The following is a 21390-nucleotide window of genomic DNA, read 5'->3' as shown; positions in this document are numbered from 1 at the left end:
GGCTTGATGCGGACGTCCCATAGGTGCTCAGGATACGCCAGGGATCGACCTACGGAAAAGGTTCCTGCACCTTTGTGCCCACCCATGATACGCCAGCGATTGACTCTGGAAAAAAGGTTCCTGTGGAAAAAAGGTTCCTCCACCTTTTTCCTCCCACATTATGGGTGGGTGGGGGAGGGACGCGGAGTGGATGTCTCGGTGGGTTCACAGCACTGTCCGCGTGACATTGCTCAATTCTCAGAAAGTGCAGCAGGGCTTTCGGGGGGCCTGCAATCGCCCCCCCAGATAGCTTCACTCCTCGGCTTTGGTGACGCAGGGCCCCACGACGCTGCTGGAGGCGTTAATAGCGCAGGAGCCGGCTGGCAGAATCGCCACGATCCGCAGTCCTTCCGCGGGCGATACGGCCCAACCGAGAATTCGCCAGAAAGATTGATCCGGCTTCGGGTTCCGGCTAGATTGTGGGGTACTTGCCTGCCCCTCCTCCTGCCCCACACTCCCGCCTTATGGATACGCTGCGCAAGACTGCCGTTTCGCTGCTCGCGTGTCTGGTCGCGCTCGTCTGTGTCGACCACACCCGGGCTGTCGAGAATGTAGCGGCCACCAATGGCGCCGGGCGACTCACGTTCGAGCTCGACGTCATGCCGGTCCTCACGGCCGCCGGTTGCAACGCGGGGGCCTGCCACGGCAAAGCACGCGGACAGAACGGCTTTCAACTGTCGCTGTTGGGCTTCGACCCCGACTTCGACTACGCCGCCATCGCGCTCGAGGCCCGTGGTCGACGGGTCTTTCCCGCTTCGCCCGAGAAGAGCCTGCTCCTGGAGAAGGCCACCATGGCGGTCTCGCATGGTGGCGGACGGCGGCTCGATCCGGCCGGCCCGCAGTACGATGTGATCCGCCGTTGGATCACGCTGGGCATGCCGCGCAGCACGCCCGCCGATCCCACGCTCGAAGCCATTTCGCTCGACCCGCCCGAGCGACTGCTCGAAGCGGGACAGGAGCAACCTCTCACCGTTACGGCGAAGTATTCCGATGGTTCGACGCGCGTCGTGACCGGGGTCACCGCCTTTCAGTCGAACGAACCGGCGGTGGTGTCGGTCGACGAGGCCGGCGTCGTACGCGCCGGGCAGCTTGCCGGCGAGGCCACGATCATGGCCCGTTACATGAACAACATCGCCACGTGGAACACGGCGATTCCCCTGGCGGGCTCGGTCGATGCGGCGGTCTACGCCGCGCTGCCGCGCGACAACCCGATCGACGACCTGGTCTGGCAGAAGCTGGAACAATTGCGCATCACGCCGAGTGCCGTCTGCGACGATGGCACGTTCCTGCGCCGGGCGCATCTCGACCTCATCGGCCGTCTGCCCACGGCGGACGAGGTGCGAGCGTTCCTGGCCGATCCTTCGCCCGATAAACGCGCGCGGCAGATCGACACCTTGCTCGAGCGGCCGGAATACGCCGACCATTGGGCCAACAAGTGGATGGATCTCTTGCGGCCGAATCCCTACCGCGTGGGGATCAAGGCCACGCTGAGCCTCGATAACTGGATCCGCGACGCCTTCCGCCGCAACCTGCCCTACGACCAGATGGTGCATGGCATCGTCACGGCGCAGGGGAGCACGTGGCGCAATGGCGCCGTCACCGTCTTTCGCGATCGCCGCGAGCCGGACGAAATCGTGACGATGGTGAGCCAGCTTTTTCTGGGGGTGCGGCTCGATTGCGCGAAGTGCCATCACCACCCCTTCGAAGTCTGGGGACAAGATGACTTCTACGGCCTGGCCGCTTACTTCTCGCGACTCGGGCGCAAGGGGACCGGCCTGTCGCCGCCAATTTCTGGCGGCGAGGAGATCGTCTTCACCGCCCCCAGCGGCAAGGTGACGCACCCGATCACCGGCGCCGTGCTGCCGCCCAAGCCCCTGTTCGGCACGACGCGCGAGGCGACGCCCGAGGAAGACCCCCGCGAGATCCTCTTCGAGTGGATGGTGGCGGACGAACAGGGCTACTTTGCCCAGGTCGCGGCGAACCGCCTCTGGGCGCATCTGATGGGACGCGGCATCGTCGATCCGGTCGATGATCTTCGCGCCACCAACCCACCCAGCAACGCGCCGCTGCTCGAGGCGCTGGCCAAGGCACTGCGCGACGCGAACTACGACCAGAAGCAGCTTATTCGCACGATCGCCAATTCGCGGGTCTATCAACTCGATTCGCTCCCCAGCGAACGAAATTCCTCCGATACGCGCAACTACTCGCGCTACTATCGCCAGCGTCTGCGGGCCGAGACCTTGCTCGACGCCGTGTGCGACGTGACGGGGGTGCCCGAGTCGTTCAGCGGCGTGCCGGCGGGCTCGCGTTCGGTCGAAATCTGGACGAATCGCGTCGACTCGCTCTTCCTCGACGCGTTCGGACGTCCCGATGCCAACCAGGATCCTCCGTGCGAGCGTCAGGCCGATTCGACCGTCGTGCAGACGCTGCACCTGATGAACGCCCCGCGCATTCACGAGAAGGTGACGAGCGACAACGGCCGCGCCGCGAAGCTGGCGGCCAGCGACCTGCCTGCGGACCAGATCGTCGAAGAGCTCTACCTGGCGATTTACTCGCGGCTGCCGAGCGATGAAGAGCGCGCAGCGACCGTGTCTCTCTTCGGCGATAGCTCCGAATCGCGACGCCGAGCGACGGAAGATTTGATGTGGGCCCTGCTCAATACGCCCGAGTTCCTGTTCAAGGACTAGGAGAAACCGTTCATGCGAGTACGCAAGAACTGCGAAGGAATGTCTCGCCGCGACTGCTTGCAGTTGGGGTTGGGCATGTTGGGTGGCGCGGGGTTCGTCGACCTGTTGCGTCTGCGCGGCATGGCGAACGAAACGTCGTCGAGCATCACGACGCGACGACCGACGAGCTGCATCCTGATCTGGATGGACGGCGGACCTTCGCACTTCGAGACCTTCGATCCCAAGCCCGAGGCCCCCGTCGAAATCCGCGGTGAATTGGGCACCGTGGCCACGCGCATCCCAGGCGTCCATTTCTCCGAGCACCTGCCGAAGCTGGCGGCCATGTCGGACAAGATCGCCGTCGTACGATCGGTGCAGCACAACCAGGGGAATCACGGCGCGGGCAACCACTACATGATGACCGGCGCGCCGCCGCGCATTCCGGTCGGTTGCGGCGCGTTCGTTAGCTTCCATCCCAGCATGGGCTCGGTCACGGCCCACCAGCGTGGCGCCCCGGGAGGGCTGCCGGCATACTTCTCGATGCCGTCGATGTCCCGTTCCGGCGGACCAAACTTTCTCGGCGCCAAGTATGCCCCTTTCGTCGTCGGGGGTGATCCCAACGACAAGGGCTTCCGCGTGCGCGACGTGGCCTTGCCAGAAGGGCTGACCGACGATCGCTTCCTCGGCCGCCGCGACTTGCGCGGCATGGTCGACCGCTTCGTCCGCATCACGGATGAAGCGGCTGCCGATCCCGCCGTCGCCCTCGACGAATACTACCGCCAGGGCTACGACCTGGTGACCAGCCCGGAGGCTCAACGCGCGTTCGACATCAGCCAGGAATCGGATGCCACGCGCGATGCCTACGGCCGCCATTCGCTGGGTCAGCGGGCGCTGCTCGCGCGGCGGCTGGTCGAGGCGGGCGTCCCCTTCATCACGCTCTACGACGGCGGTTGGGATCATCACAGCGAGATCTTCCCGGCGATGCGCAAGCGTCTGCCACAGTTCGAAGGGGCCATCGCGGCGCTCATCAACGATCTCGACGACCGCGGACTGCTCGACACGACGATGGTCATCGCCCTGGGCGAATTCGGCCGCACGCCGAAGATCTCGACCCTGGCCGATCGCAGTTCGCCGGGGCGCGATCACTGGGCCAACGCCATGTCGATCCTGTTCGCCGGTTGCGGTACGCCCGGCGGGCAAGTCGTGGGCGCTACGGACCGCAAGGGCTACGCCGCCTGCGAGCGGATTCTTTCGCCCGAAAACTTCGTTTCGACCGTGTATCTCAAGCTGGGAATCGATCCCGACAAGATGCTCTACACGCCGCAAGGACGCCCAGCGCACCTGGTGAGCGATCCGACACCGATCGCCGAGCTGATGGGTTAGAGGTTCCCTGTGGCTGGTTTGTCGTCGAGAACCTGGTGGCTCCTGATCGCGCTGGCGGTCGGACAAGGGCTTTCTTCACGCGCGCTGCTTGCGGCTCCTGAGGTGCGTTACTTCTTTCCCCCCGGCGTGCAGCGTGGGCAGAACGTCGAAACGACCGCGACGGGCAAGTTCGAGGTCTGGCCCGTTCGCGTCTGGATCGATCGCCCCGGCCTGGAAGTCACGCCGCTCGAAAAGAACGGCCAGTTCGCCGTCCGCGCAGCGGCAGACGCGCGGCCGGGTACCTACTGGATTCGCCTCTACGACGAAACCGGCTCGGGCGTGCCGCGCCCCTTGATCGTCGGCACCGTGCCCGAGGTGACCGAGGTCGAGCCGAACGACAAGCACGAAGCGGCGCAACCGCTGGGCGATGCCGCGGCCGCGACGAATACGCTGCTGGTCAATGCCCAGCTCAACAAGGGTGGCGATGTCGATCTCTTTGCGATTCCGGCCAAGGCGGGGCAATGGCTCGTCGCCGATCTCGACGCGCAATCGCCACTCGATTCGCCCATGGACGCGGTGCTGCAGATCGTCTCTGCCGACGGCTTCGTACAAGCGCAGAACGAAGATCATCTGGGACTCGATCCGCGGCTGGCTTTTCAAGTGCCGCGCGATGGCATCTGGCACGTGCGCGTGTTCGGCTTTCCGTCAACGCCGAATAGCACGATCGGCTTCGATGGCGGCGGCGACCACCTGTATCGCCTGCTGCTGACAACCGGGCCCTATGTCGACGCGACGCGTCCGTTGGCGGTGTCGAGCACGGTTCCCGTCACGCTCGAGCCGCAGGGTTGGAATCTGCCCGCCAATCTGCCCCCCCTTGTCGCCACGCCCCACGAAGACTTCGAGCTGGATCTGGCCAGCGAAGTATTGACCGGCGCCTTGCGCGTGCCGGTCGTCGCGCACGAAAGCCTGTTGGAAGTGGAGCCCAGCTCGCTCGAAGCTCCGCAAACGGTGCCCCTGCCCGTCACGATCACAGGTCGTATCGATACCGTGGGAGAGAAAGACGTCTACGCGTTCGCGGTCGAGCAAGGCACGATCCTTTCGATCCATATCGAGAGCCGTGGGTTGGGATATGATCTCGATCCCGTGCTCGAGCTGCTCGACGCCGACGGCAAGGCACTTGCCACGGCCGACGACATCGGCGAGCTGCGCGACGCCGAACTGACCTACACGGCGACGGCGGCAGGCACGCTACGAGTCGTCGTCGCGGATCGCCATCGCGCTGCGGGCGAGCGTTTCGTCTACCGGCTGACGATCGAGCGGGCCCTGCCCGAGTTTCGGCTCAGCGTGGGCTCGCACGAGGTTGTCTTGGCCGCCGGAGCCACGGTGGAAGTACCCGTGACGATCGAGCGCCGCCACGGTTTCGCCGAGGCGATTGCCGTCACGGCCGATCAACTTCCGGCCGGCGTCACGGTCGAAGCGGCCACCTCGCAAGCCAGCGACGACTCGAAGGCCAAGGTAACGCTCAAGCTCACGGCCGCGGCAGACGCCCCCCTGGCAAGCCAGCCCATCCGCATCACGGGCCGCGTGGGAGAACAATCGCCCCAAGCGGCAACCATCACGGTGCCCGGGCATGCTGGGGCAAAACTCCACGACTTGTGGCTGACCGTCTCGAAGCCGGCGGCGAAGTAACCTCGGGCCGGTACTTGACGTTCCCCTGCCACACATGCCGGATGGGCTCCGTTCGACGTGCCGATTCCTACAAGGGCAGTCTGGCCTATAACGTCATCGGTGGCACCCCCGTCTACGACAGTGCCGGACTCGAAATGAGCGTCTCGCGCGAACCCGCCCACCACGGATCCTGTTGGCCCCACAATTGCATTTCCGGCAGCGTCTGACACCGCTCACGCTGTAGACGCGGCCGATTGTTGAGCCATAATCGCAGAAGCACGCTGTCCTGCCCGCGCACCCGACTCTATCGAACATCATTCATGGCTCAACCCGCACACGGCGATTGGCGTGATCCCCGGCCGACGTTCATGGCCACGTTGGGGCTCGCTCCTCCGTATACGCTCGAAGACGTCCACCAGGCGTATCGCGAGCAGGCCAAGCAGGCGCATCCCGATCGAGGCGGAACGGTCGAGGCCTTTCAAGCGCTGCACGAGGCCTTCGAGCAGGCCCAGGCATATCTCCAATTTCACGCCGATCGGCGGAACTGGATCGGCGCGCAGATGGAGCATTACCTGGCGCTCGGCAGCGCCGTCGACAGGCTCGCCGCGCTAGGCGCGGTCGTGACCACGATGAGCCAGGATTGGCTGAAGAGCTCGCTAGGGGATTTTGCTCAACTCGCGGAGACGGCCGTCTCCGTTCGCGCCGAGGGGGCTGCTCAGGGAGAGGCGATCATCGCGGCCATGCTCGAAGAGTATGTGGCCCTGCGCGAACTGCGAGCCATCGAACTACCGGGCTGCCAGATCTCGGACGAATCGGTCCTCAAGCTGGCCCGGTTTGGCCTGTTGAAACGTTTGGATCTGTCGCATACGCCGATCACGAATCAAGCGCTCGAAGTGGCCGACGAGTTGCCCGCCTTGCAAGAGATCGAACTCGACGGCACTTCGACGGGCTGGTGGGCGCGGCATCGCCTGCATGCCAGGTTGAAGCAACGCGCCGCCGAGGCGCCGCACGCGCCTCTCTAGCGAACTAGGCTCGCACGCAATCGAGCAGTATCGCCGGCGGACGCTCGAGAAAATCGGTCCAGTAATCGCTGCCCTCGCTCGCGGCCGGCGACAACGTGGGCGTGTGAAACTTCACCTCGCGGAACCCCGCCTCGAGGAACGCCGCTTCGTACGCTTCGAGCGGCAGGTAGTAGTTCTCGATGCCGAACGACGTGTCGTCGAGCAGGATGGTCCACTCGATCGGCGCTCCTTCGTAGACGCGATCTTCGACCTGAATGGTAAAGCCGTATTTTGTGTAGTCGGGCACCGCAAAGTGGTACAGTCCGGGATTCGTCGTCAGCGTGACGAAACGTCCGCCGGGACGAAGCCTGCGCGCCAGGCCCTGGCACATCCGCGCCAGCTCGGCCCGATCGTGCGCGTAAACGAGCAGCCAGGCGGAGACCGCCAGGTCGAAATCCTGCTGCACCCCGAGATCGCGGGCATCTTCGACACGATAGTCGATCCCGAACGGGCGAATGGCTTCCTCGGCACAGGCCAGTTCGATCATGCGCTCGGAAATGTCGACTCCTAACACTTCGGCCGCGCCTTGCTGGCGCAGCTTGCGAGTAAAAAAACCCTCGCCGCAGGCGACATCGACCACGCGTTTGCCCGACAGATCGCCAACCAGATTCATCAACGAATAGGTCTCGACGGCGTCGCGCCACGGCTGTTCCTTGGCGCGTTTGTACAGGGCAGCGATCGTGTTGTAATCGGTTTCCATGCGGGTCTCCCTTCGTCTTACGCCCAAGCCAGCGGCTGAGTTCGCTCCGGCGCGGCGGTGATCAGCGAGGAACATCCTCGATCGGGTCGAGACGGCCGTAGGTCCGGCTCAAGACATAGAGCGTCACGATCGCCAGGAGCGTCGGTCCGGCCACCATTCCGGCCGCGAAGACGCTGAACGCGCTCCACGCGGTTCCGGTCGAAGCTGCGCAAGCGTTGGCAATCGCGGCCGCCGCGAAGCCCCAGGCCGAGATCACGGCCAGGCCGATCGAGAATAACAGGCCTTTGCCCGTGAAGGTCAACATCGTGCGGAGAAAAATCTCCAGCCCTTCCTGCTGCAAACGATGCGGGTAGAGCAGGAAGATGAGGTTGTCGAGCGCAAAGACCATCACATTGAGCGGCACCATCACGACCATCGACAAGGGTAAATAGTACCACGGCAGCTCGCGCGCGAAGATTGCCAACCCCAGCACTCCCAGTTGGTACAGGCTGGCGATCGCCACGGGCGCGGCGATCTGCCCGATGGCCGCCGCGCAGGGCGAGATGGGCAGGCACTTGAAGGTGGCCAGGTGATCGAGATCGCGACGAAAATCGAACCGCAGCGCCGTGGGCAACAACAGGAACGTATAGAAGGCCATCGTGCCGATCGTAAAGACCAGCGCAAGGTAAGGATTCTTGATGACAAAGCAGGGGGCGCTGGCCAACACGGCCGGGGCGATCATCGCCGTGAGCAGGCTCCCCCACTGGCGTCCCGCGCCCACCAATTGGCGCCACGCCATCGCGCCCGCTCCGGCGAGATGGGGCACGTAGGGAAATCCCATCCAACTGCTCGGGTGCCGCGTGTGCTGCTGGTTTTTTGCCGAGTCCACTTGTGCGGGGCGCTGATTCCGATAGTCGCGACGCTGACGGCGTGCCACCGCCAGTACCGTGAGGGCATGCAGACCGATCACCCCGCAGGCAAAGATCAGCACCAGGGTGGCCGCGAATGCCGCCAGGACGAGATGAGCCGAGGTGAGCCGATCGGCAAGGATCAGGTGGATAAACGGCTGAAAGGGGAGCGTCGCGTAACCAAGTCCCGAGGCATTGACCTGCACCAGGATATCGACGAGCCGCGCGAGCAACCCGTCGCCGACGTTGATCTCACCGCGGAACGTATCGAGTTGGATCACCGCCTGTCCCAACTCGAAACCGGCCGCAATGAGGCCCGTCACCACCAGTGCGCGGTAAATCAGAAAGGCGCCGCGTCCCATGCCCCACGTGGCGATCTCGATCGCCATGCGCAGCACTTCGAGCAGCAGCATCACCAGCGTCAACCCGATCAAGCCGAGCGTGACACTGTGGAGATCGGGCAGCAGCAAGACGGTAAACAAGGCCGCCTTGAGCACCGTGGTCACGGTGACCGAAGCGAGTTGATACGTCACCAGATCGCGCGAGCGGAGGGGCATCGCGTCGAGCAGTTCGCGCTCGGCCGGGGTCCAGTCGAAGGGACTTTCGGCGCGAAAGAATGCCGCCTTCGCAAAATGCCACGCGGCGTACATCAACAGCCCCAGCGACAGCATCGCCCGGAGCGTGGTGGGGCCGGCCGGATCGCGCAGCCAGACCGTCATCGCGGCATTGCCCAGCCAGACGACCGCCAGCACGCAGGCAAGTGCCGACAGGATCAACCGCCGCGGCTGGCAAAAACGTCGCGCGATGCGCCGCGCACGCCCCTGGCTCTGCAAGCGCAGTAGATCGAACATCGCCGGGTGAGCGATCGCCGCCATCAGGAAGTCGCCGCGAAAAAGATATCTTCGAGACTCGCCTCCGCGTCGACCGTGTCGAAGCTGGCACGCAGATCGCCGATCGGTCCGCAGAAACGCTGCACGCCCCCGGAAAGGATCAGCACGTGCGTACAAAGATCTTCGACCATGGCCAGCAGGTGCGAGCTGATCATCACCGCGGCGCCGGCGGCGGCCCGGGCTTCGAGCGATCGCTTGAAGACGCGGATGCCGTGCGGATCGAGCCCCGTCAGCGGCTCGTCGAACAAGAGAGCGCGTGGATCGTGCAGATAGGCGCAGCACACCGCCAGTTTCTGACGCATCCCGCGCGAGAGATTGCTGGCCGAGGTACGGGCCTTCGCAGCGAGCTCGAACTCTGCGAGCAGATGGGCGGCCTTCTGCCGGGCATTGCTCACGCGATACACGCTGCCATAGAAGGCCAGATGCTCTTCGACCGTGAGATCGTGAAACAGGGGCGGATCGTCGGGCACGAAGGCGAGCTCGCGCTTGGCCGCGAGCGCGTCCTCGACCAGATCGTGACCCGCTACCGACAACTGCCCGCGGCTAGCGGGAATGATGCCCGCGAGGGCCCGCATCGTCGTGGTCTTGCCGGCGCCGTTGGGCCCGATGATACCCAGCACCTCCCCCGGCTCGACGCGAAAAGAGATGCCGCGCACGGCGACGTGATCGGCGTAGGCCTTGTGAAAGTCGACGACGTCGATCACGCGCGGTTCCTTAGGTGAAGCTGGGGGCCATGCAAGTCTATGGCATGGCCGGCCCCGAGCGCGTTAACTCCCGCCGTCGCTGGAGTTTCGACCAGGTGGAACCAGCGCCACCAGGAGCCGGCGGCAACGATCGTAGCGATTCTCGTAGCGCCGCCCCCCCGAGCGGAGCAGGCTGGCGCGCGTCGCATCGATCACAGGGGCGAGTTGCCGCCCCCCGTCTCGTTCACCACCAACTGAATGAAATGCAGCTTGCGCACCACGGGACGCGACATGACAAAGGGGTAGAAGTCGTGCTGTCCCATGCTGCGGGCGAGTTCGTTGAGCACGGTCGTCAACTGGACCCAGGAGTTGATCAGCAGGATGACGCGCTTCGCGTCGGGCGAATCGGGATCGTAGAGGTCCTCGGGCGTGAAGGGCTCGACCGTCGTCTCCACGTTTTCGCCCCGCAGGCCGAAGCCCAGCGCCGTGTCGAGGCTATCGACCACGTGCAGGTAGTGGGCCCAACTTTCGGCCCAGTCTTCCCACGGATGCGACGAGGCATACGTGCTGATGTACTGGTTCGCCCAGTCGGCAGGCGCGCCGTGATCGTAGTGGCGTTGGAGCGCCTCGGCGTAATCCTGCCGTTCGTCGCCGAACAACTCGCGGAACTTCTCGTGCCAGTGCGTATCGGCGATCAGCCGATCCCAGTAGTAGTGTCCGATCTCGTGGCGGAAGTGCCCGAGCAAGGTGCGATACGGCTCGTGCAACTGGTTGCGGATCTTCTCTCGTTTCGAGTCGTCGGCCTCCTCGATATTCAACGTGATAAGGCCATTCGCGTGTCCGGTCAACACGCGAGGTCCCTCCTCGGGCGAGCGCAGCAGGTCGAACATCACGCCGCGCTCCGTGTCTTCGCTGACCTTCGACTGGACCGGCAAGCCGAGCGTGAGCAGTTGCGACACCAAGCGGCGTTTGGCATTCTCGATCAGCCGCCACCAGAGGCAATTCTGCTCGTCGTCGAGTTGCGGGATCGTTTGATTCAAGCGGCACGAACGACAGAGCGGCTCTTCGTCATCGGCCGGCACGAGCCAATTGCATCCAGCAGGCGACTCGAAGTTGTCACACTGGCGCCAGAGAGATGTATCCTCGGTCTGACCGAACAGCTTCCAGGTACCCGGCGTGGGGCCCGGCTCGATCGCGCGCACGAGCGCCGAATCGGGCTCGTAGCCCAACACCGTATTGCAACCCAGGCACAGGCTGTTGCGAAAGAAAACCGGCCGCTCGCACTGGCAACGATAAGAGTACCCGCGCCCGGTTGGTTCTTCCGGTCGCCAGACCTCGACCAGGCGTTTCGTGATGGACTCGAAAATGTTGCGCATGCGGTACTCCGTGATCGGCCGAAAAGCGGCCCGTTCTATTTCTCGAACTGCCCACACACTGACAAGGACGAAAGAAGTCGAGCGGAACGCCGGCTCGTGCCACCATCCGGGCCGCCACCGGCAGAAACCTGCGCGAAGAACTCGCGCGGCGTCATGCGCTCGTTACAAAAAGTGCATCGGTTAGGCGAGCAATTCCTTGATCAACTCGCGGCGCTCGAGAATATAGCGCGGGCGGCCGGAGAGATCGTTGAAGGTCTGCTCGGGATCGATGCCCAAGTGGCGATAGACCATCGCCAGCACGTGCTCGGGCCGATAGGGGCTCGATTGCGGGATCTCTCCCTTGCGATTCGAGCTGCCGATCACTTGCCCCATCTTCAGCCCGCCCCCCGCGACGAGTACGCTCATGACCGAGCCCCAGTGGTCGCGGCCGGCGGTCTTGTTGACGCGCGGCGTGCGGCCGAATTCGCCCATGGCAACGACGAGCACCTCCTGGTCGAGCCCGCTAGCTTGCAGATCTTTGACCAGCGCGGCGACACCGCGGTCGAGCGCCGGCGCCTTTCCCAGGATGCGATCTTTGATCTTCGTGTGGTCGTCCCAGCTGCCGACGCGCACGGTGACGAAGCCCACCCCCGACTCGACCAGCCGGCGAGCCAGCAGCAGACTCTGCCCCGTGGTCGTGCGGCCGTAGCGGTCGCGGGCCTTGTCCTTTTCGCGCTCGATGGCAAAGGCCTCGCGGGCGCGGTCCCCAGTCACCAATTCGAAGGCCTGCGACGTGAAGTTATCCATCGCGCCACTGACGCCGCGGTTATCGACCACGCGACGCGACGAATCGAGCGCCGCCAGGAGCGTGCGGCGCGACTCGAGGCGATCGAGACTCAGCGTCTTCACCAGCGACAGGTTATTGACGCGAAAGTTCGCCTTGTTGGGATCCCCACCGGTCTCGAAGGCGTTGAAGCCCTTGCCCAGGTAGGCCGCCGCGCCCGAGCGCATCATATTCGGCACCGCGACATAGGCGGGCACGCCCGAAACATTGGCACCACGCAACCGCGCCGCCACGGCACCAATGCACGGCATCTCGTTCTCACGGTTCTGGCGATCGCGCAGGTAATAGCCCGTCTGCACCAGGTGGGCCGACGTTTCGTGGCTCGACGATTCGTGCTGGACCGAACGGATGATCGCCAGGCGATCGGCAATCTTCGCCTGCTCGGTCATGCATTCGCTGAAGCGCACACCAGGAAGTTTGGTGGCCACACTGCCCAGCGGACCGCGATACTCGCGCGGGGCCGTGGGCTTGGGATCGTACGTTTCGAAGTGGCTCGGACCGCCGGCCAGCTCGATGTAGATCACCGAGGTGCGTCGTACTTCGCGCCCTTCGGCCGCCGCAGTGGCACGAGCGCGCAACAAGCCGGGAAGCGTCAGCCCGCCCAAACCCAGCGCGCCCACCTTCAGCAGATCGCGCCGCGAAACCCCATCGCAGAACTCGTGACGGCAGCCGATGAAATCGAGCATGGCAGGTGACCCTGAGCTTCGCGAAGCAGGCAATGAAACCAGCAAAGCAACGTAACCGGGGTAAATCGTTCCCTAGTCTATGTCGGCCATAATTGGGGGGTCAATCGAGAAGCCATTTTTGTCGGCGGTTCGTCGTGGGGCGCTCGGCGATACCCGCATTTATACGGAAGCGATCACCGGCACCAACCACTCACCAGAAAACACGTTAAGTGCCCAGGACCGGGATATTTCACCAGAGCCATCGTACGTCTGGTGCCGTGCTTCGTTTGGCGCGCCATGGGCGGCGAACGCTTCGGAGAATAATCATTCGATGGTTCCTCTTCGGTCGAGGTTGCCCCCACCTGGGGGCAGTCGCTATAAGGGCGCCCCTCTCGTTCTGTCGATGAACGTCGCTGCTAGCAAGAGGTGCCATCATGCGACAGCTTGCACGCCAATTTTTGCTCCTGCTCGGCCTGCTCGTCTGCCTGTCTCCGATCTCCGATGCCGAGGAAGAATCGACCGCCGCGGTGAACGTGCTGGTCACCGGCGATCAATACACCATCCGCGTCGAGCGTAACGGGACGAGCGAAAGCTATACCGGCGTGCTCGTGCAGGTGCGCCCCGACTGGATCGTGTTGCAACGGGAAGAGGCCGGACGCCACGAAGGGGTCCCGATGTCGCAGCGTCCCTTCTTCCATCGTACGTTCAAGAACGTCGGCATCGGCCGCGAAGAGAGCATCGTCTGGCTGCCGCGCGAGGCGGCCACAATCGTGCAGCGAGTGAGGCCGCACGAGCAAACACCGCTGCGCCACGTCACCGATCGCGAGCCGCCCGCCGAGCAATTCTGCCACGTCGACTACGCCGAGGGAGGCGAACTGAAGCTGCTCAAAGGGACCCTGACGCACGACGACGGCACCGACCTGCGCATCGTCAGCGAGTCGCTGGTGCCCGAGCAGAAACGCATGCCCCTGCTGGGCGATATCCCGCTCGTGGGGCGAGCCTTTCAGCGACAGATCTTCGTGCCCCAGCACCGCGAGCAGAAGCTGGCTCGCGAGGATGTGCTGGCCGTGCGCGTCAAAGCCGAGTAGCTCTTCCAGTGCTTCCTTCGCGCTCTTGGCGTCTTCGCGGTAATCAAAAACATTTACCGCGAAGACGCCAAGAGCGCGAAGGTTCTACCCCTTCTTCATCCACGTTCGTTCGATGAACGTGGTGTCCACGCGGGCCTCGTGGAAGGCGGAGTGCTGTAGGATCTCCTGCTGGATGGGCACCGTCGTGCGGATGCCTTCGATGCGCAGTTCGGCCAGCGCCCGCAGCATGCTGTCGATCGCCTCTTCCCGGGTGGGCTGATGGACGATCAGCTTGCCGATCATCGAATCGTAGTAGGGTGAGACGGTGTAGCCGGCGTAGGCGTGCGAATCGAAACGGACCCCCAGCCCCCCCGGCACGTACATCCGCTCGATGCGTCCCGGCGAGGGGCGGAAATTGGCCGCGGGATCTTCGGCATTGATGCGGCACTCGAGCGCGCAGCCCCTGTGCTGGATCTGCTCCTGCGTGAAGGGAAGGGGCTCGCCCGCCGCGATGCGGATCTGCGACTTGATCAGATCGATGCCCGTCACCATCTCGGTCACGGGGTGCTCGACCTGGATGCGAGCATTCACTTCGATAAAATAGAAGTTGCCGTTCCGATCGACGATGAACTCGACCGTGGCGGCATTCCAGTATTCGGCGGTGCGGATCAGCCGCACGGCGGCGGCGCAGATCGACTCGCGCACGCTTTGCTCGAGGGCCGGCGCGGGACTCTCCTCGATCAGCTTCTGGTGGCGACGCTGCATCGTGCAGTCGCGTTCCCAGAGGTGTACGACGTTGCCGTGTTTGTCGGCCAGGATCTGCACTTCGACGTGGCGCGGGTGCTCGATGTACTTTTCGAGATAAACGGCCGGGTTGCCGAAGGCGGCCTCGGCCTCGGTCTGTGCCTGCTGCAGCGCGGACTTCAGCGCCAGATCGTTCGCGGCCACGCGCATGCCGCGACCGCCACCGCCAGCCGAGGCCTTGATGAGCACGGGAAAACCGATCTCGTGCGCCACTTCGACCGCTTCGGCCTCGTGCGTGATGAGACCGGGGCTTCCCGGCACCAGCGGCACGCCCGCCTCGCGCGCCATGCGCCGGGCCTGGTTCTTATCGCCCAGTTGAGCCATCGCCTCGGGTGAAGGACCGATGAAGTCGATGTTGCAACTGCGGCACACCTCGGCAAAGTGGGCATTCTCGGAGAGAAACCCATAGCCGGGATGAATCGCCTGCACGTTGCCGATTTCGGCGGCGCTGATGACGCGGTCGATCTTAAGGTAGCTGTCCGCACTGCGGGGTGGACCGAGGCAATAGGCCTCGTCGGCCAGCTCGAGGTACTGGGCGCCGCGGTCGGCCTCGCTATAGACGGCCACCGTTTCGACGCCCAGCTCGCGGCAGGCGCGGATGATTCGCAGCGCGATTTCGCCGCGGTTGGCAATCAGAATTCGCTTGAACATGGGCCAAACCCGGGTAACTGGCGACCGTGCGCAGGGCCTAGCGCCGGGTGTCGACCTTGAACAATGGCTGGCCGTACTCGACCGGCTCGCCATTCTCGACCAGCACCGCGGCAATGCGGCCCGAGACCCCGGCCGGAATCTCGTTGAAAACCTTCATCGCCTCGATGATGCAGACGGTCGACTCGGGACCGATATGATCGCCGACTTTGACGTAGGCGGGCGAGTCGGGGCTGCTGCTGGTGTAGAAGGTGCCCACCATCGGGCTCTTCACCACCGCCAACTGCTCGTCGGCGGCGGCAGCCGGCGCCGCGGGGGGGGCACTCGACGGAGAAGCCGCCGCAGGCGTGGCGGCAACCGGCGGTGCAAAGGAAACGCCGCCAGCGGGTACCAGCAGGCCGTGGTTCTTCCGCAGGCGGACCCGAACTTCACCCTGGCGTAGATCGATCTCGCTCAGGTCGTGCTCGTTCATGAGCTCGACCAGGCGGCGAATCTTACGCAAATCGAAGGTGTCGCCCGACGCGGGGGGCGGACTGGCCATGCAATCACTCCGCAGGTGAAACGCTCGCTGGCGAACCCCCGTGGGTGAGTCCGCCTCTCTCGATGCTCGGCGCGACGACACCCGCCGCGCCCGACGTTACCCGACCACCATGTCGGGCAGTTCCTTGGCGACGCTGGTGAGAACCTCGTGCCCCGTCTTCGTCACCAGGACGTCGTCTTCGATCCGCACACCGCCCCACCCGGGCAAATAGATGCCGGGCTCGACGGTGACCACCATGCCGGGCTTCAGCACGGTTTGGTTGTTTCGACCCAGGCGCGGTCCCTCGTGGATATCCAGCCCGATACCGTGTCCGAGTCCGTGTCCGAACTTCGAGCCGAAGCCGGCCTTCGCGATCACATCGCGAGCGGCGGCGTCGACCTCGTGACAGGTGGCGCCCGGCCGGATGGCCGCGATCCCCGCAAGCTGCGATTTTAACACAACCCCATACACCCGTTCAAGTTTGGGCGAGATTTTACCGGTCACCAAAACACGCGTCAAGTCGCTCTTGTAGAGCTTGCCGTTCGCTCCCCAGTCGACCAGAACAAAGTCGCTCTCGTTGATTTTCTGGTCGGTCGGGCGGGCATGAGGCAGCGCCGCGCGGGCCCCCACCGCGATAATCGGCGGAAAGCTCGCCCCCGTCGCTCCGAAGCGCCGCAGTTGATATTCGAGCTCGGTGCAGACTTCGCGCTCGGTCTGCTCGGGCCGCAGCGTCGCCCGCAACACGCCGAAGGCACGCTCGGCCTGATGAATGGCCTCGCGGATCAGCACGATCTCGTCCGCGTCCTTCACCTCGCGCATTTCCTCGACGACCCCTCTGGTCGAGACCAGCTCCGCCTTGGGGAGCGCCGCGGCCAGCGCCTCGGAAAGGGCCAACGTCATCGAGTCCGCCTCGACCGCGATCTTCGTGCCCCCCGTCGAGCCGGCCACTTTGGCCACGCCTGCCGTCATCGAGGTGCCGGGCTGACGAATCTCGAGCTCCAGCCCCGGGCATTCCTCTTCGAGCTGCGTCGTGTAACGAGGATCACTGATGAGCACATCGCGATCGCGCGTGAGCAGCAAGTAGCTGTCATCTCCGGTAAAACCGGAGAGGTAGGTCACATTCGCGAAATTGGTGACGAGCAGCGCATCGACTCCCAACTTCTTCAACTGCTTGCGCACGCGTTGTCGCCGCGCCGTGCTTTGAGCCGCCATGAAAAGTGCCTTGTGTGATGAAAGACGACCGCCTAGGCGCGGCCTCGCCGACGCGAATTTACGACATCCGCTCCCAGGGGGAAAGCGGTCTTGAGCATCGAGCCGGATTACGGCTCGCGCGGCTCCTCGCGAGCCTTTTTCTGCAATTCGTTCGCATGCGAACACCCCCACCTTTAGGGACTTGCGTCATTGGTCTAATCAGCGAACTTTTTCTAGACCGCGTGGAACCTCGAATTAGAATGGAGGCTTACGTCTACGCCGCAGGTGTGAAATTGAAGTGCGGCGAGCGTACCTGCCCGAGAAGAGAGCTGCACCTTGAGAAGAGCATCACGACACCACTTGCCCCATCCCACTCCGGTCCGGCGTACGAACCTTACCGGATTGATCCTCGAGCAACTGCGTCACTATGTCCTGACGCACGGCTTCACGGCGGAAGACCGCCTGCCGCCGGAGCGCGATCTGGCCGCGCGTTTGAGCGTAAGCCGACCATCGCTTCGCAATGCGTTGGACTGGCTGAGCGAGCGCGGCGCCCTGCGACGCGTGCAGGGGGGAGGCACATTCCTCCAGCCCAACTTTCTCGAAGTGCTGACCGAGGCCGGTCTCGGCGGCGCCAACCCCGAGCGAGACATCGCCGAGGTGATCGAGGCCCGCGTGCATCTCGAACCGATCCTGGCACGGCTGGCGGCCGAGCGAATCACCGCCGATCAGGCCACCGCGCTGCGGGCCGAGGTAGCGCAGGCCGCCGAGTTGCTCGAAGATGCCGCCGCTTGGCGCGACCACGATCTGCGTCTGCACGTGCGCATCGCCCGCCTGGCCGGCAACTCTATCCTGTGCGCCACGATCGAGGCCGTCTATGCCGACATCGTGCGCCTGTGGCGCGAGCACGCCGACGAGCTCGATCGCCGCGAGCTGCAGTCGGAACACGAAGCGATCGTCGACGCCATCGCGCACGGCGATGCCGACACCGCTGAGCAACGGATGCGCGAGCACCTTGAATCGTTGCACCGCGCCGCCAGTGGCCGTCAGCTTCGTGCCGTCAGCGCCTAGCCCGCCGTCCCTCGCACGCACGATTCAATAAGCCCCACGATGGCCCAGCGACGACGATTCGTCGCTGGGCCATTTTTTTTTGTGCGTGTTACGGGGCTGGAGAATCCCTACAACCGCACCTCACGGACAGATCCGGACGGCTCCCGGCTCCCCCGAACGGCGAAACGCCGGCTCCACGAGGGGATTTTCCCCCAGGCTGCCAGCGGAGACTTACGCTTCACTCCGGGCCTGCAAGAACGGATTTGTGAACTAGGCTTTGATAGCCCGTGGATTGTAGGGTCATCGCCCCCTCGAGGTGCCTGGCGTGGAAAAGCTCTATCACCATGTCGTCCGCTCGGTCGAACACTTCGACAAGCAAGATTGGATGTTCGTGATGATCGGCATCCTCGTACTGGGAGCGCTCTGCCTGCGCGGCTTTGGCTCGCGTTCGAACTACTAGGCTCGTTCCTGCTCCAACTTCGATCAGCTTCACCGGTGAGACGATGAACGAATTGTTTGGTTGGCTACCCCAATTGAACTTTACCGTGGCCCTGGCCGCGGTGGCGACGATCGGTTACATGGTCGGCCGGCGGCGCAAACGGCCTGATGAATCGATCGCGCTCAAGGCGCAGCGCGAGATCGAGCGTGCCCAATCGGTGGCGCGCGAACTGGAACGCATTGGCGCCGCGGTACGCAAGCATCTAGCGAAGCACCACGCGAGCGTGGCCCGCTTCAAGGAACGCGTGAACGATCTCACGGCGCACGAAGAAGCCGAAACCTGGAAGAAGTTGTGCGACGAAGCGGACGAGTTTCTCAAGCCGACCTTGCGTCTGGCCCATGAATTCGCCCAGGCCTACGACCAACTGCGCCAGCAGATGACGCACTTGATGGCCTTCACCGAAGTGCGCACCGATCCGTTGACCGGTGTCCGCAATCGCCGCGCGCTCGACGAAGTGCTGGCCGGCATGTTCGCCATGAAGACCCGTTACGACCAGTCGTTCTCGGTCGTGATTTTCGACATCGACCACTTCAAGCACATCAACGACGAGCAGGGTCATCTCACCGGCGACCGCGTGCTGCGGACGTTCGCCGCCATGCTGAGCGACAGCGTTCGCGAGACGGACGTCGTGGCCCGGTACGGCGGGGAAGAATTCGTCATCATCATGCCGCAGACCGAACTCGAAAATGCGGCGACCTTCTGCGAACGATTGCGCATGACCGTGGAACGCAATCTGATCGCCGATACCAAGGTCACCGTGAGCGGCGGAGTTGCCTCGGCCCACGACGGCGACGACGTGCAAAGCCTGCTCAACCGTGCCGACGAGGCGCTCTACCACGCCAAGGAATCGGGCCGGAACCGCGTCTTCCGTCACGACGGGACGCACATCGATCCGGTGCAAGACAACGTGCCGGTCTCCGCGGGGACCTGAGCGTCTCCGATCGTCGCGCTACACGACCGGCTCGCCGCGCCGGGTCAGCCGTTGCGCGATGCCCGCCGAGCAGGCCTCGATCTCGCGCCACCAGCGTTTCCACTCGCGGCGCTCGGCCGGGTCCTCCTGCACGCGGAAATAGGCGCGCAAAAAGCGCAGGCGGTCCTGCCTTGTCAGCCAGGGATGGGCCTGGCAACTGGCCGCCAGCCGCGCGAGATCGCGCATGCGCGTGGCCCGCGTGAGCCAGCGCCGAATACGCATGCCGTCGAGATCAATCAGGTAACAGTCGATGCGATCGTCGCGCTCGGCGGCCAGCAGGTTGCACCCTTTTAGATCGCGGTGCGAGATCCGCCACAAGTGCAGGCGCCCCACTAGCAGGCCCAGCCGCTGGGCAAGTTGTCTCGTACGTCGCCGGCGTTCGTGCGCGGGTCGCACGGCGAGGTCCCAGCCGTAGAGGTGCAGATTCGTGGCGCCGGCGATCCACTCAGTCAGCGTGTAGCCAGTGCGAGTCGAAGCGATGCCCCCGGTTTCGATCATCGCCAGCGGACGGGCCGTCGGAATCAACCGCGAGACGAGCGCCTGCCCACGATACCAGTTCACTCGCGCGCGCGTGCCCCGCACCAGCGCGAGCAGATTCTTCCACCACGCTTTCGGCCGGCATCGTTTGAGCGCCACGTGCGCGGCGCGGTTTGCCAGTTCGACGTTCGCCTCGACGACGACGCTGGTATGGCTCAGCTTGATCGGCCGCGTGACCTGGCCGCCGAGAAACTGCGCGGGATCGTCGAAGACGCGGCGCAGTTCCTCGGGCCTTAGGTCGCGCACCGCGTAAGCGCGGCCCGAGGTCAGCCGGGCATGATAATAATCGCGGTTCGCCTCCCAGGCCCGTTGGTCTCGCCCGCGGAAGATGCGGCGCGCATGGGAGTGCGCCGCGCGCAGGACCTCTTCGCCCGCTGCGCGAACATCTCGGCACGCCAACTCGGGACGGGCCGCCAGGTAGCGTCGCCAGAAACGCCAGCGTTCGCCAGGAGTCGCGTCCCCCAACAAGCCGGAGCAGAGCATCGCCAGGCTGGCACGCGTGCGACGCCAGTTGAGGGGCCCGCGCGCAAGCTCCACGCCCGGCACGTCGATGAGATAAAGGCCCTCATCGGCGAGCAGGATGTTGCCCGCGTGAAAATCATCGTGCCAGACGCCGGCGCGATGGGCGCGCGCCGTCAGGTCGGCCAGTCGATCGACGATCTGGCGTCGCTGCCGTGCGCGCGTGGCCGGGTCCAGACGAGGACAAATGTCGCGCAGCCAGGCGTCGAGCGCCACGGCATTGGCGATCGCCTCGCTGGCGAAGAAGTTGTCGGTGGCAAGGCCCGACTGTTTGGACTCTCCCCAGGCCACCGCGCGAATGGTCGGCACGCCGCGGCGGAGCATCTCGACCGACTTGTGCCATTCGCGCCGCGCGGCACTCGGCCGAAACAGAGACCGCACCCGTGCGCGCCAATCGGCACTGCGATAGTGCTTGACGAAGAGCGAGCCCTGGGGCCGATCGAGCCGATACACGACGCGATGCGGCCCCGACTTGACGACCGCCGCGCCGGGCAATTCGCCCCAATCCTTCGGCGGATTGTCGCGCAACTCGGCCACGACGTCGTCCCAACCGGGATCGACTTCCCAGCGTATCGCAGATTCGGCCCAGGCGTGGCTGGTCATCGGCAGGCGGGCTCCGTCCCGCAAGGGGCGTACAAGCTACTGACGCACGAGGTCAGAGAGAGTATCCATACCCTCGCCAGAAATGCCCGACAAGCCCAATCATCCCACTTTCGCAAGTCGCGACAGGCTGGGAGAGTTTTGGAATTTGCAAAGAAGACTTTGCCA

At 64.5% G+C, this 21390-nt stretch carries 16 protein-coding genes; 7 read left to right on the top strand and 9 right to left on the bottom strand.

Features of this window, described 5'->3' with window-relative positions; genetic code table 11:
- The first annotated feature begins 503 nt into the window (after window positions 1-503).
- The 4 genes from KF708_12715 (at window position 504) to KF708_12700 (ending at window position 6757) form a co-directional block, all read left to right on the top strand.
- Complete coding sequence (locus KF708_12715) at window positions 504-2726, top strand: DUF1549 domain-containing protein (GenBank protein ID MBX3413545.1); 2223 nt, start codon at window positions 504-506, stop codon at window positions 2724-2726.
- Window positions 2727-2738: 12 nt separating this feature from the next.
- Window positions 2739-4088: a DUF1501 domain-containing protein gene (locus KF708_12710; protein MBX3413544.1), complete on the top strand. Its 1350-nt coding sequence runs from the start codon at window positions 2739-2741 to the stop codon at window positions 4086-4088.
- Between the two features lie 9 nt (window positions 4089-4097).
- Window positions 4098-5756 (top strand): PPC domain-containing protein, encoded by a 1659-nt coding sequence (locus KF708_12705; GenBank protein MBX3413543.1) that lies wholly within the window; start codon window positions 4098-4100, stop codon window positions 5754-5756.
- 299 nt (window positions 5757-6055) lie between these two features.
- Window positions 6056-6757: a J domain-containing protein gene (locus tag KF708_12700; protein MBX3413542.1), complete on the top strand. Its 702-nt coding sequence runs from the start codon at window positions 6056-6058 to the stop codon at window positions 6755-6757.
- 4 nt (window positions 6758-6761) lie between these two features.
- Here KF708_12700 and KF708_12695 read toward each other — a convergent pair whose 3' ends face one another.
- The 5 genes from KF708_12695 to KF708_12675 form a co-directional block, all read right to left on the bottom strand.
- Window positions 6762-7496: a class I SAM-dependent methyltransferase gene (locus tag KF708_12695; GenBank protein MBX3413541.1), complete on the bottom strand. Its 735-nt coding sequence runs from the start codon at window positions 7494-7496 to the stop codon at window positions 6762-6764.
- Window positions 7497-7557: 61 nt separating this feature from the next.
- Entirely contained in the window at window positions 7558-9258 is a 1701-nt protein-coding gene (locus KF708_12690; GenBank protein ID MBX3413540.1) for a hypothetical protein, read from the bottom strand.
- Window positions 9258-9977, bottom strand: a complete 720-nt coding sequence (locus KF708_12685) for an ABC transporter ATP-binding protein (protein ID MBX3413539.1) — start codon at window positions 9975-9977, stop codon at window positions 9258-9260. Before KF708_12685 ends, KF708_12690 begins: the two co-directional genes overlap by 1 nt.
- A 191-nt stretch (window positions 9978-10168) precedes the next feature.
- Entirely contained in the window at window positions 10169-11332 is a 1164-nt protein-coding gene (locus KF708_12680) for a putative zinc-binding metallopeptidase (GenBank protein MBX3413538.1), read from the bottom strand.
- A gap of 180 nt (window positions 11333-11512) precedes the next feature.
- The gene (locus KF708_12675; protein MBX3413537.1) at window positions 11513-12841 is read right to left on the bottom strand and encodes a DUF1501 domain-containing protein; all 1329 of its coding nucleotides are present in this window, start codon (window positions 12839-12841) and stop codon (window positions 11513-11515) included.
- Between the two features lie 413 nt (window positions 12842-13254).
- On the opposite strand from KF708_12675, the gene KF708_12670 reads away from it, so the two are divergent.
- Complete coding sequence (locus KF708_12670; GenBank protein ID MBX3413536.1) at window positions 13255-13908, top strand: hypothetical protein; 654 nt, start codon at window positions 13255-13257, stop codon at window positions 13906-13908.
- A gap of 84 nt (window positions 13909-13992) precedes the next feature.
- Here KF708_12670 and accC read toward each other — a convergent pair whose 3' ends face one another.
- The 3 genes from accC to KF708_12655 all read right to left on the bottom strand — a co-directional run bounded on the left by accC (window position 13993) and on the right by KF708_12655 (window position 17071).
- Window positions 13993-15342, bottom strand: a complete 1350-nt coding sequence (accC, locus tag KF708_12665; GenBank protein ID MBX3413535.1) for an acetyl-CoA carboxylase biotin carboxylase subunit — start codon at window positions 15340-15342, stop codon at window positions 13993-13995.
- Between the two features lie 37 nt (window positions 15343-15379).
- The gene (gene accB / locus KF708_12660) at window positions 15380-15880 is read right to left on the bottom strand and encodes an acetyl-CoA carboxylase biotin carboxyl carrier protein (protein MBX3413534.1); all 501 of its coding nucleotides are present in this window, start codon (window positions 15878-15880) and stop codon (window positions 15380-15382) included.
- Window positions 15881-15976: 96 nt separating this feature from the next.
- Complete coding sequence (locus tag KF708_12655; protein ID MBX3413533.1) at window positions 15977-17071, bottom strand: aminopeptidase P family protein; 1095 nt, start codon at window positions 17069-17071, stop codon at window positions 15977-15979.
- A gap of 339 nt (window positions 17072-17410) precedes the next feature.
- Between KF708_12655 and KF708_12650 the strand changes: the two genes are divergently transcribed.
- Both KF708_12650 and KF708_12645 read left to right on the top strand, forming a co-directional pair.
- Window positions 17411-18118, top strand: a complete 708-nt coding sequence (locus tag KF708_12650; GenBank protein ID MBX3413532.1) for a FadR family transcriptional regulator — start codon at window positions 17411-17413, stop codon at window positions 18116-18118.
- A 482-nt stretch (window positions 18119-18600) separates the two neighbouring features.
- A complete protein-coding gene (locus KF708_12645; GenBank protein MBX3413531.1) occupies window positions 18601-19527 on the top strand; it encodes a GGDEF domain-containing protein in 927 nt (308 codons plus the stop codon).
- 18 nt (window positions 19528-19545) lie between these two features.
- Here the strand turns inward: KF708_12645 and KF708_12640 are convergent, their stop codons facing one another.
- Window positions 19546-21225 (bottom strand): phosphotransferase, encoded by a 1680-nt coding sequence (locus tag KF708_12640; protein MBX3413530.1) that lies wholly within the window; start codon window positions 21223-21225, stop codon window positions 19546-19548.
- Between the last annotated feature and the right edge of the window lie 165 nt (window positions 21226-21390).

Source organism: Pirellulales bacterium (assembly GCA_019636335.1).
Lineage (GTDB): Bacteria > Planctomycetota > Planctomycetia > Pirellulales > JAEUIK01 > JAHBXR01.
Note: the sequence above shows the minus strand (reverse complement) of the source record. Positions and strands in the feature narration are given on the sequence as shown.

What these genes read in the sequence shown, in the direction of transcription:
- KF708_12715 (MBX3413545.1), top strand. Translation starts at nt 504, where the DNA reads ATGGATACGCTGCGCAAGACTGCCGTTTCGCTGCTCGCGTGTCTGGTC.
- KF708_12710 (MBX3413544.1), top strand. Translation starts at nt 2,739, where the DNA reads ATGCGAGTACGCAAGAACTGCGAAGGAATGTCTCGCCGCGACTGCTTG.
- KF708_12700 (MBX3413542.1), top strand. Translation starts at nt 6,056, where the DNA reads ATGGCTCAACCCGCACACGGCGATTGGCGTGATCCCCGGCCGACGTTC.
- KF708_12695 (MBX3413541.1), bottom strand. Translation starts at nt 7,496, where the DNA reads ATGGAAACCGATTACAACACGATCGCTGCCCTGTACAAACGCGCCAAG.
- KF708_12690 (MBX3413540.1), bottom strand. Translation starts at nt 9,258, where the DNA reads ATGGCGGCGATCGCTCACCCGGCGATGTTCGATCTACTGCGCTTGCAG.
- KF708_12680 (MBX3413538.1), bottom strand. Translation starts at nt 11,332, where the DNA reads ATGCGCAACATTTTCGAGTCCATCACGAAACGCCTGGTCGAGGTCTGG.
- KF708_12675 (MBX3413537.1), bottom strand. Translation starts at nt 12,841, where the DNA reads ATGCTCGATTTCATCGGCTGCCGTCACGAGTTCTGCGATGGGGTTTCG.
- KF708_12670 (MBX3413536.1), top strand. Translation starts at nt 13,255, where the DNA reads ATGCGACAGCTTGCACGCCAATTTTTGCTCCTGCTCGGCCTGCTCGTC.
- accC (MBX3413535.1), bottom strand. Translation starts at nt 15,342, where the DNA reads ATGTTCAAGCGAATTCTGATTGCCAACCGCGGCGAAATCGCGCTGCGA.
- accB (MBX3413534.1), bottom strand. Translation starts at nt 15,880, where the DNA reads ATGGCCAGTCCGCCCCCCGCGTCGGGCGACACCTTCGATTTGCGTAAG.
- KF708_12655 (MBX3413533.1), bottom strand. Translation starts at nt 17,071, where the DNA reads ATGGCGGCTCAAAGCACGGCGCGGCGACAACGCGTGCGCAAGCAGTTG.
- KF708_12645 (MBX3413531.1), top strand. Translation starts at nt 18,601, where the DNA reads ATGAACGAATTGTTTGGTTGGCTACCCCAATTGAACTTTACCGTGGCC.
- KF708_12640 (MBX3413530.1), bottom strand. Translation starts at nt 21,225, where the DNA reads ATGACCAGCCACGCCTGGGCCGAATCTGCGATACGCTGGGAAGTCGAT.